Genomic DNA, 15,651 nt, shown 5'->3' with positions numbered 1-15,651 from the left:
CCGGACGGTCCGCCCGGCGGCATTCACGCAAAATGCCGCCCGGCGGCATTCACGCAAAATGCAGTTTGCGATATTTGCCGCGGAAATAGAGTAGTGGGTCGCGGCGCGGCTCGAAAATCGCCTTCAGCACGCGGCCGACGAGGATGAAATGGTCGCCGCCGTCGTGCACCGCATCGCGCGCGCATTCGAAGCTGCCGAGCGATCCGGTGAGCACCGGGGTGCCATATTCGCCGATCTCCCACGGTGTCGCCGCAAAACGGTCTTCTCCCTTGCCGGCGAACCGGTTCGAGGTCGGCTGCTGGCCGATCTGAAGCACATTGACCGCGAAGCGTTCGGCATCGCGCAGGACGGGCGCGCTGCCGGCATTGTTCGCGATGCACACCAGCAGCAGCGGCGGGTCGAGCGAGACCGAGGTGAAGCTGTTCGCGGTGAGCCCGATCGGGGTACCGTCGGGGCAGATGGCGGTGACGACGGTGACCCCGGTCGCGAAGCACCCGAGCGCGTCGCGGAAGGTGCGCGCGTCGCTGCCGGCGCGAAATTCCGGCGATCCGCGCGGCGCGCGGCGTTCGAGGAAATCGATCAGATAGCCGCCGAGTGCGTCGATGCGGTCGTCGGTGACGACGAGCGCGCTATTCTCGACCTCGGCGAGTTCGCCGTCGGGAAGTGCATCCACGAACGCCATGGCATCGGCGCGCGACACCAGTTCGCTGAGCGCGCCGCGGACGTAAAGCGTCGGCAGCGCAATCCGGGCGGCGACCCCACCCAGCCGGTCGGCCATCGCCGCGGTGTCGAAGGTGTCGAACAGCCGGACATCCCATTGCGCCTGTCCCGGCGCGAGCGTCGCCGCTTCGCGCAGTCGGTCGCCGACGCGCCGCGCCGCAGCCGGATCGGCATCGACCGGCGAGTCGACAAGGACGAGCCCCGAGGCGAGCAGCGCCGCATCGCGTTCGAGCGCCGCGCTGGCAATCCAGCCGCCCAGCGTCGAGGCGACGACGACGGGACGCGTTCCCATTTGCGCGAGCACCGCGCGCAAATCCTCGACCAGGGCTTCGAAATCATAGCGGCCGTCACCGGGCCATTCGCTGCCGCCATGGCCGCGCAGATCGAGGCTGATCACGCGGCGTCCTGCCTTTTCGAGCGCGTCGGCGACGCTGGCCCACACGGCGCGCGTCTGTCCGGCGCCGTGGACGAGCAGCACCGCCGGGTCGTTTTCGGCCCCCACGACCTCGGCCTCAAGCCGGACGCCCGCAAAACCGCGATATTCGACGATGCTCATGCCTGACTCGTTTCCATTGCATCGCCGTAACGCCTGCGGCCCGGCACGCCAACCATGTGCGTGCGCGGGGCCGGCGAAATCAGCGCCGCATGGTCGCCAGTCGCTGATCGATGATCGCCTCGGCATCGCCGATGATCCGGTCGATCAGTTCCTGGCAGGTCGGGATGTCATGGATCAGACCCTGCACCATCCCGGCCCAGAACACGCCCTTCGACAGATCGCCGGTCTGTAGCAATTCGCGCCCGGCGGCGCCCGCGACCAGTTCCTGGACGTCGCTGAACTGGGCGTCGGGTTGCGATAGCCGGCGCACGACCTCTTCGCTGACCGGGCTCCTGCCGACGCGCGCGGTGTTCTTGAAGCTGCGGAAGATCAGGAAGCTGCCGCGCTCGTCGTTGTCGACATAGGCCTGCTTCACATTGTCGTGGATCGGCGCCTCGACGGTGGCGCAAAAGCGGGTGCCCATGTTGATGCCTTCGGCGCCCAACGCCAGCGCCGCAACCAGACCACGCCCGTCGCCGATCCCGCCCGAAGCGAGCATCGGGATTTTCACCTTGTCGGCAGCGGCGGGGATCAGGATCAGGCCGGGAATATCGTCCTCGCCCGGATGCCCGGCGCATTCGAAACCGTCGATCGAGATGATGTCGCAGCCCGCCCGCTCGGCCGACAGCCCGTGCCGGACCGCGGTGCATTTGTGGAGAATGGTAACCCCGTGCGGCTTTAGCATCTCCCAGATCTCGCGCACCGCCTGCGTCCCCGCGGTTTCGACGATCTTGACCCCGCCATCGATGATCGCCTGCGCATAGCCCTTGTAATCGGGGGCGTTGATCGTCGGAAACACCGTCATGTTCACGCCGAAGGGCTTGTCGGTCATCGCGCGGCACCGTTCGATCTCGTCGCGAAGTGCCGTGGGAGAGGGCTGCGTCAGCGCCGTCAATATGCCCAGCCCGCCGGCGTTCGACACCGCGCTTGCCAGCTCGGCATAGCCGACGCTTTGCATACCGCCCTGAACGATCGGATGCTCGATACCCAGCATTTCGGTGATGCGTGTCTTGAAAGCCATATTCGATCCCTCCTTGGCGGTCCTGCCGTTACGGCATCTTCGTCCCGATCCTTGAAATAACTTGACGCTTACGTCAACGTCGGGTTGACTCGAAATTAGTTAGCTAGCGAAGGGAATCGGAATGACGGCGCGCGAAGGCATATCGGACAGGGCGTTGGCGATTGCCGAAAAGGTCGAGAGCTTCGTGCGCGAAACGGTCGTGCCCTACGAGCGCGATCCGCGCCGCGACCATCATGGCGCGCCGACGGACGAGCTCGTCATGGAAATGCGCGAGCATGCGCGCGCCGCCGGCGTGCTGACCCCGCACATCCTGAACGACGGCAGCCATTTGAACCAGCGCGAAACCGCGGTCGTGCTGATCAAGAGCGGCCTGTCGCCGCTTGGCCCGCTCGCGTGCAACACGATGGCGCCCGACGAAGGCAATATGTATCTGCTCGGCAAGGAAGGCAGCCCCGAACTCAAGGAGCGTTTCCTGAAACCGATGGTCGAGGGGCGTGTCCGCTCGGCCTTCTTCATGACCGAGCCCGCCGAAGAAGGCGGCGCGGGGTCCGACCCGTCGATGATGAAAACGACGTGCCGTCTCGACGGCAATCATTGGGTCGTGAACGGCCGCAAAACCTTCATCACCGGCGCGCAAGGCGCGCGTGTCGGCATCGTGATGGCGAAGTCCGAGCAGGGGGCGTGCATGTTCCTGATCGACCTGCCCGATCCCGCGGTTCGCATCGACGATGTCCCGAACACGATCGATAGCTCGATGCCCGGCGGCCACGCCACGCTGACGATCGACAATCTGCGCATCCCCGCGGACCAGATGCTGGGACAGGCCGGTGAGGGCTTTCGTTATGCACAGGTGCGCCTCTCCCCTGCCCGCCTGTCGCACTGCATGCGCTGGTTCGGCGCCTGCATTCGCGCGCACGAGATCGCCACCGATTACGCCAATCGCCGCGAGGCGTTCGGCAAGCCGCTGATCGATCATGAGGGCGTCGGCTTCATGCTTGCCGAAAATATGATCGACCTTAAACAGGCCGAACTGATGATCGACTGGTGCGCCGGCGTGCTCGACACCGGCTCGCTCGGCACCGTCGAAAGCTCGATGGCGAAGGTCGCGGTGTCGGAGGCGCTGATGCGGATCGCCGACCGCTGCGTCCAGGTGATGGGCGGCACGGGGGTCACCGACAAGACGATCGTAGAACAGGTGTTTCGCGAAGTCCGTGCTTTTCGCATCTACGACGGTCCGACCGAGGTTCATAAGTGGAGCCTGGCGAAGAAGATCCGGCGCGACTGGAAGGCCGGGCAGCAAATGACTTGACGTTTACGTCAACGTCCGGATGATGGGCTGCAATAACCAAGGGTGAGGACTCGAACGCGCATGTCGATTTTGTACGACGACGGGCAACAGGCGATCGCGACCGAATCGCGCCGGGTGATCGAGGCCCGGATGGACAAGGACGCGCTGCTGCCGCTGCTCGAAACCACCGGACATTATCACGACGGTTTCTGGAGCACCGCGAAGGAACAGGGCTGGACCGCGCTTGCCCTTCCCGAAGCCTATGGTGGGCTCGACCTGGGGCTGGTCGAACTGGGCCTGATCGCGCACCAGGCGGGCCGCAGCGTGAGCGGCGCGCCGTTCCTGACCGCGAACTTCGGCGCCGCCAAGGCGATCGAACTCTATGGCAGCGACGATCAGAAGCAGCGCTGGCTGCCTGGGCTTGCGAGCGGCGAGACGATCGGGGCAATTGCCTTTGCTTCGGGCGCCGACATGCTGCCCAAACATCCCCATGCGACCGTTACCGAGCGTTGCATCGACGGCAAGAAGACCGGCGTCGCCGGCGGACTGGTCGCCGATATGGCGGTGGTGTTCGCCAATGGACCCGGCATGCCGGTGCTGGCGATCGCCGACCTCGTCGCCGTCGACCGCAGCGCCATCGACGGTTTCGACAACAGCCGCTGTTACGCCGACCTGATCTTTTCGGGCACGCCGGCCGAGGTGATCGCGGTCGGCAGCGCCGCCCGCGATGCGGCGCTGCACATCCTGGCGCTGCAAGCCGTCATCACCGCGCACGAGCAGACCGGCGGGGCGGAAGCGGCGATGGAAATCGCGCGCGACTATGCGGTCACCCGCCGTGCCTTCGGTCAGCCGATCGGTGCGTTTCAGTCGATCAAGCACCGCATCGCCGAACTATACGGGCTGGTCGAACTCGCGCGCGCCAATTGCATCCACGCGGCTTCGCGCGAAGGCCAGCCCGATTTCATCACAGCCGCCGCCGCGGCGCGGCTTTCAGCGACCGAGGCCTATGACACCGCGTCGCGCGATTGCGTGCAGATCCACGGCGGCATCGGGGTGACGTGGGAACTGGGCCTGCACCTCCACACCCGCCGCGCGCGCAGCCTGGCGATCGAACAGGGCAACATGTTCTTCTGGGAAGACGTGCTGGTCGATCGCCTGACGGGAGAAGCCGCATGAGTGACCTCGAAGCCTATCGTGCCAAGGCCGCGGGCTGGCTCGAATCGATGGTCCCGACCTATGGCAAGGACGCGCGCAAAGGCCTGTCCGAGGCCGATGATCTTGCGCTCGCGCGCAAGTATCAGCGCGCCAAATTCGATGCAGGATTTGCCGGGATCAACTGGCCGACCGAATATGGCGGTCAGGGGCTCGGCCATCTGGAGAAGGTGACCTTCGACAGCGAGGAAATGAAGCACGGGTTCCCCGCCTTCTATTTCGGCATCTCGCTCGGCATGCCGATCCCGGTGCTGATGCAGTTCGGCAGCGACAAGGATTTCGTCAAGGAACGGGTGCTGAAAGCACTGAAGGGCGAGGAAATCTGGTGCCAGCTTTTCTCCGAACCGTCGGGCGGTTCGGACCTCGCGGGCCTGCGCACCAAGGCCGAGCCCGACGGCAACGGGTGGAAGATCAACGGCCAGAAAGTGTGGACGAGTTGGGCGCATTATAGCGATTATGGCGTCATCGTCGTGCGCACCGACCCCAATGTGCCCAAGCACAAGGGTCTCACCTATTTCTGGGTCGACATGAAGGCGCCGGGCGTCACGGTGCGTCCGATCAAGCTGGTCGGCGGCGACAGCCACGTCAACGAGGTGTTTTTCGACGATGTGAAGGTGACCGACGATCAGCGCATGTCGCCGGTCGGCGGCGGTTTCGCGGTCGCGATCACGACGCTGATGATCGAGCGTTACGTGGCGACCGACAGCGCCGGGTTCGGTCCGCACCTCGACCTGTTCGTCGATCTGGCGAAAGATACCGAATTGAACGGCAAGCCCGCGATCGAGGATGGCCGCATCCGCCAGCAGATCGCGCGCAACTATGCGATGCGCAGCGGGCTGCAATCGATCACGGCGCGGGCGATGGCGATGATGCAGGCGGGGATGACGCCGGGACCCGAAGGCTCGCTCAACAAGCTCGTCGCGGTGCGCTCACGGCAGAAATTGTCCGAATTGGCGATCGACCTGCAGGGTTCGGGCGGGTTCGCCTATGACGACCATGCCTCGCAGAAGGAAGACTGGACCGCGAGCTGGATCAACGCGCCGACGGGGCGCATTGCGGGCGGTTCGGACGAAACGCTGCTCAACACGATCGCCGAAAAGATCCTCGGCCTGCCGCAGGATCATCGGCCCGACAAGGGCGTGCCCTTCAACCAGATCCCCGCCTGAGGAGCCTCCCGATGAAACTCGATTCCACCACCGCGGCTATCGTCACCGGCGGCGCATCGGGCCTCGGCCGGGCGACCGCCGAAGCGCTCGCCGCGGCGGGCGTGAAGGTCGCGATTTTCGACATCAACGATGCGCTCGGCGAAGAGGTCGCGGCGTCGATCGGCGGGCTGTTCGTCCATGTCGACATCACCGACGAGCAGTCGGTGCTGGATGGTTATGCCAAGGCGCGCGCGGCGCACGGACAGGAGCGGGTCTGCGTCCATTGCGCGATGACCTCGCGCCGCGGCAAGACGCTTGCTTACGACAAGGAAACCGGCACCTTCCGCCGCACCTCGACCGAGGATTACGCTTATGGTGTCGCGGGCATTTTGACCGCCAGCTACCGCATCGGCTCGATCGCCGCCGAAGGCATGGCGACCTTGCCCGAAATGGACGACGGCGAGCGCGGCGCGATCATTTTCACCGCGTCGGTGGCGGCGCAGGATGCCCAGATCGGGCAGGTCATCTATGGCTCGGCAAAGGCCGGCGTGAATGGGCTCGTCCTGCCGATGGCGCGCGACCTGATGGACCTCGGCATCCGGGTCAACGCGATCATGCCCGGCGTGTTCGGCACCCCGCTGCTCGGCAATATGAATCCGAAGGTCAAGGAAAGCCTCGAAGCCTCGGTTCCCTTCCCCAAACGCCTCGGCAAGGCCGAAGAATATGCCAGCCTGGCGATGGAGATGGTCCGCAACACCTATTTCAACGGCCAGGCCGTCCGCCTCGACGGCGCGATCCGCATGGCCCCGCGCTAGAAGATGAAGCCCTCCCCCTTCCCGTCCGTGTCGAACGAAGTCGAGACACCCATCGGTCGTGCATGCTTTCACGGTGTCTCGACTTCGCTCGACACGAACGGAATTCCGGGGTCGAATTTTGCCCCCGCCAATCCCCTCTGAAGAAGGAAACCCGAGATGTCCGAAGCCTATATCATCGACGCCGTCCGCACTCCGCGCGGGATCGGCAAGCCCGGCAAGGGCGCGCTGTCACATCTGCACCCGCAGCATCTGGCCGCCACGGTGCTGAAAGCGATCAAGGACCGCAACAATCTGGATACCGCGACGGTCGACGACATCGTCTGGTCGACCTCGAGCCAGAATGGCAAGCAGGGCGGCGACCTCGGCCGCATGGCGGCGCTGTCGGCGGGCTATGACACCAAGGCCAGCGGCACCACGCTCGACCGCTTCTGCGGCGGCGGCATCACCTCGGTCAACATGGCGGCGGCCAGCGTGATGAGCGGCATGGAGGATTGCGTCATCGCCGGCGGCACCGAAATGATGAGCTACACCACCGCCTTCGCCGCCGAACAGGCGAATGCGGGACTGCCGCCGCGGATGATGGGATCGGGCCACGAAGCGCTCGACGAACTCCACCCGCAATCGAACCAGGGCGTGTGCGGCGACGCGATCGCGACGATCGAAGGCATCGACCGCGAGGCGCTCGACGCGCTGGCGCTGGTCAGCCAGCAGCGCGCCGACCGTGCTATCAAGGAAGGCCGCTTTGCCAAATCGGTGGTGCCGGTGCACAATCCTGACGGCAGCGTCGCGCTGGACCGTGAGGAATTTCCTCGTCCCGAGACCACGGCAGAGGGGCTGGCGGCGCTGAAACCCAGCTTCGCGGCGCTCGCCGACTTCGATCTCGGCGACGGGGTGACGTTCCGCAAACAGATCAATCGCCGGTACCCCGATCTGGAAATCCAGCATTTCCATCACGCCGGCAACTCGTCGGGCGTCGTCGATGGCGCCGCGGCGATCCTGCTGACCTCGAAGGACTATGCCGACAAGCATGGCCTGAAGCCCCGCGCACGCATCGTCGCCTATGCCAATATCGGCGACGACCCGACACTGATGCTCAACGCCCCCGTTCCGGCGGCGAAGAAGGTGCTCGAAAAGGCCGGGCTGACCAAGGACGATATCGACGTCTGGGAAATCAACGAGGCCTTCTCGGTTGTCGCCGAAAAGTTCATCCGCGACCTCGATCTCGACCGCGACAAGGTCAACATCAACGGCGGATCGATGGCGCTCGGCCACCCGATCGGGGCAACGGGTTCGATCCTGATCGGGACCGCGCTCGACGAGCTCGAACGTTCGGGCGGTCGCTATGGCCTCGTCACCATGTGCGCCGCCGGTGGCATGGCGCCGGCGATCGTCATCGAACGGATATAAGGGTCAGAACGGCCCGCGGATCGCGATCGTTTTCGTGGGACTGTAGAGGTTGAGGAACATCGTCCTGCCGTCGGGCGCGAAACACACGCCCGCCGGTTCGGCGCCCTTGCCGACATGCGCGAACGCATAGACCTCGCCATAAGGAGTGACGCCGCGCAGATGGTTGTCGACGCTGTCGCCATATTGATCCTCGCAGACGATGAGGTGGCCGTTGGGGGCGACCGTCAGATTGTCGCCGAAGCAATATTGCCTGGGATCGGTCGATTCGAGGAACAGTTGCAGGCGGCCAGGGATGGATTTTTCGCGCGATTTGCCTTCGTGGCGCGACGGGCGATAGCGCATGATCTGCCCCTGCCGCGCGCGTCCGCCCGACGTGCAGGTAAAATAAAATTCGCCGTCGCCGTAATGGATGCCCTCGCCGCGCGCGAACGGCACCGCTCCCTTTCTGGCGCCCTGGACGCGCAGATCGTCGGCGGGGCTTTCGGGGTCGTCGAGGTCGATCCAGCGCGCGAACTGCCAGCTGCCCGGCGCCAGTTTCTGCCCTGCCCAGTTGCGGCTGTCGCCGACCCACTTGTCGACAAACGCCAACGCCTGGAGCCGCCCGCCGCGGTGCAGCGAGCCCGGATCGTCGGGCAGGAAGCGATAGAAGAGACTGTCGTCGCGATCCTCGGTCATATAGACGATGCCGGTCCGCGGATCGACCGCCGCCGCCTCGCGGTTGAAACGCCCCATCGCCTTCAGTGGCTCGGCCTTGACCAGCTTGCCCGCGTCGGCGGGCACGTCGAAGATCCAGCCGTGCGGCCTACCGACGCCCTCGGCCGGGCCGGAAACGCTCTCCTCGCAGCTCAGCCAGCTGTTCCACGGCGTCACGCCGCCCGAACAGTTGCGGATCGTACCGAGCAGGCTGAGATATTGTTTTTCGATGTGCAGCGTGTCGGGATCGAGCACCAGTGTGGTGGTTCCGCCCGGGATCGCCGCGCCGCCGACGGTGTCGAACGTGCCGTCGGGCACCGCCGCGCCCGCCGCCAGCGGACCGCCGGCAAGATGCTGCGGCTGAAATTCGTGATTGCGCACCAGCGCGATGCGCCCGCCGCCGATGTCGATGCAGCCCATGCCGTCGGCGCGGTCGGGGACGCGGTGGCCGTCGTCCATCGCCTGCCCCAGTTCGGATATGATGCGATAGGAAAAGCCCGGCGGCAGGTCGATCAGCCCCGCCGGATCGGGCTGCAGCGGACCATAGCCGGGATCGATCGCCATCGTCCCGGCGCGTGCAGCGCCACTCTGCAGGGCAAGGCCCGAAAAGGCGAGCGCGGTGAAGGCGAATCGGCGGCGGTCGAGCATGTTTGGCTCCCTGTTCAGGCTCTCGCGGGCGCCTTAGGAAGAGTTTGTGACACTGCGGCTGCACCCCGGTGACGGATCGGCAACGCGATATTTGGATCGAAGGAGACGGACATGACGGGACCGCTTAAAGGCATCAGGATCATCGAATTTGCCGGAATCGGCCCCGGCCCCTTCTGCGGCATGATGCTTGCCGACCATGGCGCCGAGGTGATCCGCATCGACCGCCCCGGCGGTTTCATGGACCCGCGCGACCCGCTGTCGCGCAGCCGCACCTCGATCTCGCTCGACATGAAAAACCCGGATGCGGTGCAGACCGCGCGCGACCTGTGCAAAAGCGCCGACGGGATCATCGAGGGGTATCGCCCCGGGGTAATGGAACGGCTCGGCCTCGGCCCCGACGTGCTGCTCGGCGACAATCCCAAGCTCGTCTATGGCCGCATGACCGGCTGGGGCCAGTTCGGGCCGTATGCGCAGGCGGCGGGGCACGACATCAATTACATCTCGCTGTCGGGGGTGCTCCACACCGTCGGCCTTGCGGGACAGAAGCCGGTGCCGCCGGTGAACTATGTCGGTGACTTCGGCGGCGGCGGGATGATGCTCGCCTTCGGCATGGCGAGCGCTTTGCTTCATGCCGCGAAGACCGGCGAGGGGCAGGTGATCGACTGTGCGATGACCGACGGGTCGGCGCTGCTCGCGGGGATGAGCTGGTGGTTCCACGCTGCGGGGATGATCGAGGATCGGGCCGGGGTGAACCGGCTCGACGGCGGCGCCCCCTATTACGACACCTACACCTGCAGCGACGGCAAATTCATCTCGATCGGGTCGATCGAGCCACAATTTTACGCGCTGCTGCGCGCAAAGACCGGGCTCGATGCCGACCCCGATTTCGACGTGCAGGACGATCAGGAGAATTGGCCAGCCAAGAAGGCCAAGGTCGCGGCGCTGTTCGCGACCAAAACCCGCGACGAGTGGTGCGAACTGATGGAGATGACCGACGTCTGCTTCGCCCCCGTGCTGTCGCTGAGCGAGGCGCCGCATCACCCGCACAATGTCGAGCGCGAGACCTTCGTAACCGTCGCCGGCGTCCCGCACCCCGCTCCGGCGCCGCGCTATTCGGCGACGGTCAACGACAGGCCGCGCCCTGCGCCTGCGCCGGGCAGCGACGGCGACGCGGTGCTCGCCGGCCTCGGTTACGACGCCGATAGAATAGCGGCATTGCGCAGCAACGGCGCGGTGCGCTGACCTTGCACGCGGCGGCGGCGAGGCGTAGCCTTGCGCCGCCGATAAGGAGAATAAGATGGGCGAATTTCTGAGCGTCGAGCGGCGCGGCAAGATCGCGATCCTGACAATGATCAAGCCCGAGAGCATGAACGCGATCGGTACCCACGAAGATTGCCAGGACATCATCGATACGCTGCGTGCCCTCGGCGACGACCGCGGGGTCAGCGCGATCATCCTGACCGGCAGCGGCAAGGCGTTCAGCGCCGGCGGTAACCTCAAAGGCATGCAGGACCGCACGGGCATAGGGGTGCTCGACCAGCCCGATTCGACGCGCGCCAATTACCGCAAGGGGGTGCAGGCGGTGATACGCGCGCTGATGGACTGCGAGGTGCCGATGATCGCCGCGGTCAACGGCCATGCCATCGGCCTCGGTGCCGACCTTGCCTGCACCTGCGACATCCGCATCGCAGCGGAGAGCGCAAAGTTCGCGTGCAGCTTCATCAAGGTCGGCATCGTGCCCGGCGACGGCGGCGCATGGCTTCTGCAGAAAATCCTCGGCTATCCGCGCGCTGCCGAGCTGTTTCTGACCGGCGACCGCTTTGACGCGGCGCAGGCCAAGGAGTACGGCCTCGTCACCGACGTCGTCCCCGACGACGAACTGCTGGACCGGGCGATCGCGATCGCCGAGCGCATCGTGTGCAACCCGCCGCGCGCGCTGCGGCTCACCAAGCGATTGCTCCGCGAGGCGCAGCACAGCCGGATGAGCGACATCCTCGAACTCAGCGCCGCCTATCAGGCGATCGTCCACGAAACCGCCGACAACCGCGAGGCGATCGACGCCTTCGTCGCAAAACGCCCCCCCGTTTTCACAGGAGACTGAACCATGCTCGCCGAACGCGTCCTGCCGCTGTCCGGCATCCACAATTTTCGCGACTATGGCGGCTATGACGTCGAGGGCGGCGGGCGGCTACGCGGCGCGATGCTCTGGCGTTCGGCGCACCATGTCGAGGCCAGCCCCGAAGACCTCGCGGCGATCGACGCACTGGGGCTGGAGACGGTGATCGACCTGCGCGGCGACGACGAGCGCGCCGAGCATATGTGCCGCCGCAGCGACAATTTCTCGGCCCGCGTGTTGTTCGCGGGCGGGCAGACCGCGGGGCTGGCGCCCCACCTGCAGGCGGCGGGCGGCACGATCGACGCAGAAACCGCGCGGGCGCGGATGATCGACACCTATGCCGGCATGCCATACCGCCCGGCGCTGGTCGCGACGCTGCGCCTCTACCTCGCCGCGCTCGCCGAATATGATGCGCCGAGCCTGGTCCACTGCGTGGCCGGCAAGGACCGCACCGGCTTTGCCGTCGCGGTCGTCCATCGGCTGCTCGGGGTGCATGAAGACGATCTGATGCACGATTATCTGCTCACCAACACCGCGGGCAAGATCGAGGAACGGATCGCGCAGGGCGCCGCCCACATCCGCGCCCGGTACGGCGGCGAGATCCAGGACGATGCGGTGCGCGCGCTGATGTCGGTCAACCCCGCCTACCTCGACGCCGCGCTGGCGACGGTGCGGCGCGACCATGGCGATGTCGCCAGCTATGCCGAGGCGGTGCTGAACCTGACCCCGGAAATGCATGAAGCGATGGTGGACAAGCTGGTGGTTTAATCAAGACCGTAGCCCTGAGCCTGTCGAAGGGCGCTTCTCAGATAGGCGCCGTTCGACAGGCTCAGGGCTACGGTGGTTTTGTCGTTACGGGCCCTTCACCAGCACCCCGCCCTTGACCACCGCATCGACGCTCTCCAGCTGGCGCACGTCGGTCAGCGGGTCGCCGTCGACCGCGACGATGTCGGCGTAGCGCCCCACGGCAATCGCGCCGACGTCCTTTTCGCGGCCCAGCGCCTCGGCGGCGGTGCGGGTCGCGGCCTGGATCGCCTGCAGCGGCGTCATCCCATATTCGACCATGACGCGGAACTGGCCGCCGACCAACCCGTGCGGCATAACGCCGGCGTCGGATGCGAACACCATCCGCACGCCAGCCTTCACCGCCTTGCGGAAGTTGTCGCGCTGGATCTGGGCGATTTCGCGGTCCTTGCGCAGATTATCCTCGAGCACACCATTCTTCGCGCCTTCGGCCTGGGTGTATTCGGTGTTGAAGATGTCCATGGCGAACCACACCGGCTGCTTGCGAGCGACCGCCATGCGGATGCCTTCGTCGTCGACGAGGCTGGCGTGCTCGATGGTGTCGATGCCCGCGGCGATCGCGGCGCGGATGCCCTCGGCGCCATGCGCATGGGCGGCGGCGCGCAGCCCCCACTGGTGCGCCTCGTCGGCGATGGCGCGCAGTTCGGTTTCGGAGACCTGCAGCTGGCCGGGTTCGGTGTTGCGCGAAAAGACACCGCCGGTCGCGCACACCTTGATCACCTCGGCGCCATATTTGCGCTGGCGGCGGACCTGGTAACGCAATTCTTCAGGATTATCGCCGATGCCCTCTTCCTTGCCGTCCTTCTTTTCGAGGCTGGGCGGCAGGAAGGTGCTGTCGCAATGGCCGCCGGTGGCGCCGAGCGCATAGCCCGCGGGCACGATCCGCGGCCCTGTGGCATAGCCGGCATCGATCGCCTGTTTCAGCCCGATGTCGTTGCGATCGCCCGACCCGACGTTGCGCACGGTCGTGAACCCGGCGGCGAGCATGTCGTTGGCATTTTTGACCGCGGTCATGCCCCAGAAGCTGTCGGTGAATTCAAGGCCGCGATAACCGCCGATATCGGCGGGTCCGTCGAGGTGGACGTGCATGTCGATCAGACCGGGGAGCAGCGTCTTGTCGCCAAGGTCGATATGTTTGACGTTCGACCCCCAGCGCACCGTGCGCGCATCGGCGATGTTGGTGATGCGTCCGTCGGCGCCGACGAAGATCGCGGGATATTCGACCGTCTTGCCCGTCAGCACATCGACGTAGCGCGCGGCGGTGATGACCGTCTGGCCGCCGGCGTCCTGCGCCGACGCAGGGGCGGCGAAAATCGCCGCCGAGCCCAAGATGATTCCCCGCAGAAAACTGCCGAACTTCACTCGCGATTGCATATTTGATCCGCCCTGTTTTGGATGCCCTGACAAGGTGATGGCAAAGGTGCCAAAATTAGGACAGCGGAATCTTGTGCTGCGCCAGATATTCATAGTCTTGCCGACAGGCGTCGGCGACACTTTGCGCCTCAGGCGTCAACTCGGGCGGCGGCTTTTCGGGCGGGCCGAAGCCGGTGCTGGTCATCACCGCGTCGTACCAGTGCGACGCCCAGATGCCGTCGGTGTCGCGCAGCCCGGCCTCCCAGCGCAGCATCGCCGGGTCCCATGCGATGCCGAGCGCGGCGCAGAGCCGGACGAGCATTGCCGCCGGATCGCGCAAGATGTCGGCGCTGTCGATCACTGGCGGCGCATGGCCGAGCCGGTCGGCCTCGCGGTCGAAAAATTCGACCTGTTTGTCGGTGCCGAGATGATCGGGACGCACGGCGACGCGCTTTGCGGCATAGCTGGCGACGACGCGCGACGGATCGCGGATCAGGAAGGCGTGGCGAAGACCCGGCAAGTCGTCGTGCGCGACGGGGCCGACCATATGGTGCGCCATATGTTTCTGATACCAGATGGGTGCGCCGATCGGACACGGTCCGGTCATGCTGCGGGCGACGCCGTGCCAGTCGCAATCCATCGACGCCATGACTTCGTCCATCATCGGCTGCGGATCGCCGGTTTGCCGAAGGTAGGCGCCGTAAAAGGGCTCGTCGGTGACATGGGTGTCGGCACGGGCACCGAAGCTGCGCATCATTGCGGTGGATAGGTTGCGTGGTCCCGACCACATGGCGATGCGGACTGTCATTGCAACATCCCCCAACCTCCGTTCGTGTCGAGCGAAGTCGAGACACGTTGGCGCAGTGCGTTTCTCGACTTCGCTCGACACGAACGGGACCGGCAAGGCGGCTTATCCATCGACGCGCCCCGCAATGTCGCGCTCAATCAATTCCTTGTACAGCCCCTGCAAGCGCTCGACCATCGGCCCCCTGCCCGCGGTCAGCTGGCGCCCGTCGATCGTGTGCGCCGGGACGACCCCGGCGAAGGTGCCGGTCACGAATGCCTCGTCGGCGCCATAGACGTCGGTGAGCGAGAAATTCTTCTGATACACTGGAATATCATTCTCGCGGCAGATGCGGATGACGTTGCTGCGGGTGATGCCCGCCAGGCAATAATCGCCGCTCGACGTCCATACCTCACCCTTGCGGACGATGAAGAAATGGGTCGAATTGCACGTCGCGACGAAGCCATGCGGATCGAGCATCAGCGCTTCGTCGGCGCCCGCCTGCGCCGCCTGGATGCACGCGGTGATGCAGTTCAGTTTCGAATGCGAATTGAGCTTGGGGTCCTGCACCGCGGGATCGCCGCGGCGGACGTGGACGGTGAACAGCGACAGACCCTGCTCGACCGTTGCGGGCAGCGGGTCCTTATGCTCGGCGATGATCACGATCGTCGCGGGCGAGACGACGACGCGCGGGTCCTGATAGGGGGTCGAGCGGATGCCGCGGGTGACCATCAGGCGGATGTGGCAGGCGTCCATATCGTTGCCGTCGATCGTGTCGTACAGCCGCCGGGTCAGCGCCGCGCGGTCGATGCCGATATCCATCGCGATCGCCTTTGCGCCTTCCCACAGGCGATCCAGATGCTGGTCGAAAAAGGCCATCCGCCCCTTATGAACGCGAATCCCCTCCCACACCCCGTCGCCGAGCATGAAGCCGCTGTCGAAGACCGACACGCTCGCCTCTGCGCGCGGCACGAGCGTGCCGTTGACGTTGATGAGGATCGCGTCGTTGCGCGGATCGGGGACGAAATCATGCGTGCCTTGAGCCATGCC

General features: G+C 65.7%; 14 protein-coding genes. 8 read left to right on the top strand and 6 right to left on the bottom strand.

Annotation, left to right across the window (positions count from 1 at the left end; genetic code table 11):
• Positions 1–49: 49 nt before the first annotated feature.
• Complete coding sequence (locus HEQ22_RS06895) at positions 50–1,276, bottom strand: alpha/beta fold hydrolase (RefSeq protein ID WP_432770452.1); 1,227 nt, start codon at positions 1,274–1,276, stop codon at positions 50–52.
• Positions 1,277–1,355: 79 nt separating this feature from the next.
• On the bottom strand, positions 1,356–2,336 hold the full coding sequence (locus tag HEQ22_RS06890; protein ID WP_432770451.1) for an NAD(P)H-dependent flavin oxidoreductase: 981 nt from the start codon (positions 2,334–2,336) through the stop codon (positions 1,356–1,358).
• Between the two features lie 121 nt (positions 2,337–2,457).
• Between HEQ22_RS06890 and HEQ22_RS06885 the strand changes: the two genes are divergently transcribed.
• The 5 genes from HEQ22_RS06885 to HEQ22_RS06865 all read left to right on the top strand — a co-directional run bounded on the left by HEQ22_RS06885 (position 2,458) and on the right by HEQ22_RS06865 (position 8,203).
• Complete coding sequence (locus HEQ22_RS06885; RefSeq protein WP_432770450.1) at positions 2,458–3,645, top strand: acyl-CoA dehydrogenase family protein; 1,188 nt, start codon at positions 2,458–2,460, stop codon at positions 3,643–3,645.
• Positions 3,646–3,705: 60 nt separating this feature from the next.
• Positions 3,706–4,800 carry an acyl-CoA dehydrogenase family protein gene (locus HEQ22_RS06880; protein WP_432770449.1) on the top strand — a complete coding sequence of 365 codons (1,095 nt, stop codon included), beginning with the start codon at positions 3,706–3,708 and terminating at the stop codon, positions 4,798–4,800.
• The gene (locus HEQ22_RS06875) at positions 4,797–6,002 is read left to right on the top strand and encodes an acyl-CoA dehydrogenase family protein (protein ID WP_432770448.1); all 1,206 of its coding nucleotides are present in this window, start codon (positions 4,797–4,799) and stop codon (positions 6,000–6,002) included. Before HEQ22_RS06880 ends, HEQ22_RS06875 begins: the two co-directional genes overlap by 4 nt.
• A gap of 11 nt (positions 6,003–6,013) precedes the next feature.
• Positions 6,014–6,796, top strand: a complete 783-nt coding sequence (locus tag HEQ22_RS06870; protein WP_432770447.1) for an SDR family NAD(P)-dependent oxidoreductase — start codon at positions 6,014–6,016, stop codon at positions 6,794–6,796.
• 156 nt (positions 6,797–6,952) lie between these two features.
• Complete coding sequence (locus tag HEQ22_RS06865; RefSeq protein ID WP_432770446.1) at positions 6,953–8,203, top strand: acetyl-CoA C-acetyltransferase; 1,251 nt, start codon at positions 6,953–6,955, stop codon at positions 8,201–8,203.
• A 3-nt stretch (positions 8,204–8,206) separates the two neighbouring features.
• On the opposite strand, the gene HEQ22_RS06860 is transcribed toward HEQ22_RS06865, so the two are convergent.
• Positions 8,207–9,544: an alkaline phosphatase PhoX gene (locus tag HEQ22_RS06860; protein WP_432770445.1), complete on the bottom strand. Its 1,338-nt coding sequence runs from the start codon at positions 9,542–9,544 to the stop codon at positions 8,207–8,209.
• 111 nt (positions 9,545–9,655) lie between these two features.
• Between HEQ22_RS06860 and HEQ22_RS06855 the strand changes: the two genes are divergently transcribed.
• The 3 genes from HEQ22_RS06855 to HEQ22_RS06845 are packed head-to-tail and all read left to right on the top strand — an operon-like array spanning position 9,656 to position 12,428.
• Positions 9,656–10,786: a CaiB/BaiF CoA transferase family protein gene (locus HEQ22_RS06855; protein ID WP_432770444.1), complete on the top strand. Its 1,131-nt coding sequence runs from the start codon at positions 9,656–9,658 to the stop codon at positions 10,784–10,786.
• Between the two features lie 55 nt (positions 10,787–10,841).
• Complete coding sequence (locus tag HEQ22_RS06850; protein ID WP_432770443.1) at positions 10,842–11,645, top strand: crotonase/enoyl-CoA hydratase family protein; 804 nt, start codon at positions 10,842–10,844, stop codon at positions 11,643–11,645.
• Between the two features lie 3 nt (positions 11,646–11,648).
• A complete protein-coding gene (locus tag HEQ22_RS06845) occupies positions 11,649–12,428 on the top strand; it encodes a tyrosine-protein phosphatase (protein ID WP_432770442.1) in 780 nt (259 codons plus the stop codon).
• 84 nt (positions 12,429–12,512) lie between these two features.
• Here the strand turns inward: HEQ22_RS06845 and HEQ22_RS06840 are convergent, their stop codons facing one another.
• The 3 genes from HEQ22_RS06840 to HEQ22_RS06830 form a co-directional block, all read right to left on the bottom strand.
• On the bottom strand, positions 12,513–13,838 hold the full coding sequence (locus tag HEQ22_RS06840; protein ID WP_432770441.1) for an amidohydrolase family protein: 1,326 nt from the start codon (positions 13,836–13,838) through the stop codon (positions 12,513–12,515).
• A gap of 55 nt (positions 13,839–13,893) precedes the next feature.
• Complete coding sequence (locus HEQ22_RS06835; RefSeq protein WP_432770440.1) at positions 13,894–14,625, bottom strand: HAD family hydrolase; 732 nt, start codon at positions 14,623–14,625, stop codon at positions 13,894–13,896.
• Positions 14,626–14,727: 102 nt separating this feature from the next.
• On the bottom strand, positions 14,728–15,648 hold the full coding sequence (locus HEQ22_RS06830) for an aminotransferase class IV (protein ID WP_432770439.1): 921 nt from the start codon (positions 15,646–15,648) through the stop codon (positions 14,728–14,730).
• Between the last annotated feature and the right edge of the window lie 3 nt (positions 15,649–15,651).

This window comes from Sphingopyxis sp., assembly GCF_050916055.1.
Lineage (GTDB): Bacteria > Pseudomonadota > Alphaproteobacteria > Sphingomonadales > Sphingomonadaceae > Sphingopyxis.
Note: the sequence above shows the minus strand (reverse complement) of the source record. Positions and strands in the feature narration are given on the sequence as shown.

Bases quoted from the DNA above. Each gene is read 5' to 3' on its own strand.
- HEQ22_RS06890 (WP_432770451.1), bottom strand. From the start codon at position 2,336: ATGGCTTTCAAGACACGCATCACCGAAATGCTGGGTATCGAGCATCCG.
- HEQ22_RS06845 (WP_432770442.1), top strand. From the start codon at position 11,649: ATGCTCGCCGAACGCGTCCTGCCGCTGTCCGGCATCCACAATTTTCGC.
- HEQ22_RS06870 (WP_432770447.1), top strand. From the start codon at position 6,014: ATGAAACTCGATTCCACCACCGCGGCTATCGTCACCGGCGGCGCATCG.
- HEQ22_RS06875 (WP_432770448.1), top strand. From the start codon at position 4,797: ATGAGTGACCTCGAAGCCTATCGTGCCAAGGCCGCGGGCTGGCTCGAA.
- HEQ22_RS06830 (WP_432770439.1), bottom strand. From the start codon at position 15,648: ATGGCTCAAGGCACGCATGATTTCGTCCCCGATCCGCGCAACGACGCG.
- HEQ22_RS06840 (WP_432770441.1), bottom strand. From the start codon at position 13,838: ATGCAATCGCGAGTGAAGTTCGGCAGTTTTCTGCGGGGAATCATCTTG.
- HEQ22_RS06860 (WP_432770445.1), bottom strand. From the start codon at position 9,544: ATGCTCGACCGCCGCCGATTCGCCTTCACCGCGCTCGCCTTTTCGGGC.
- HEQ22_RS06895 (WP_432770452.1), bottom strand. From the start codon at position 1,276: ATGAGCATCGTCGAATATCGCGGTTTTGCGGGCGTCCGGCTTGAGGCC.
- HEQ22_RS06850 (WP_432770443.1), top strand. From the start codon at position 10,842: ATGGGCGAATTTCTGAGCGTCGAGCGGCGCGGCAAGATCGCGATCCTG.
- HEQ22_RS06880 (WP_432770449.1), top strand. From the start codon at position 3,706: ATGTCGATTTTGTACGACGACGGGCAACAGGCGATCGCGACCGAATCG.
- HEQ22_RS06835 (WP_432770440.1), bottom strand. From the start codon at position 14,625: ATGACAGTCCGCATCGCCATGTGGTCGGGACCACGCAACCTATCCACC.
- HEQ22_RS06885 (WP_432770450.1), top strand. From the start codon at position 2,458: ATGACGGCGCGCGAAGGCATATCGGACAGGGCGTTGGCGATTGCCGAA.
- HEQ22_RS06855 (WP_432770444.1), top strand. From the start codon at position 9,656: ATGACGGGACCGCTTAAAGGCATCAGGATCATCGAATTTGCCGGAATC.
- HEQ22_RS06865 (WP_432770446.1), top strand. From the start codon at position 6,953: ATGTCCGAAGCCTATATCATCGACGCCGTCCGCACTCCGCGCGGGATC.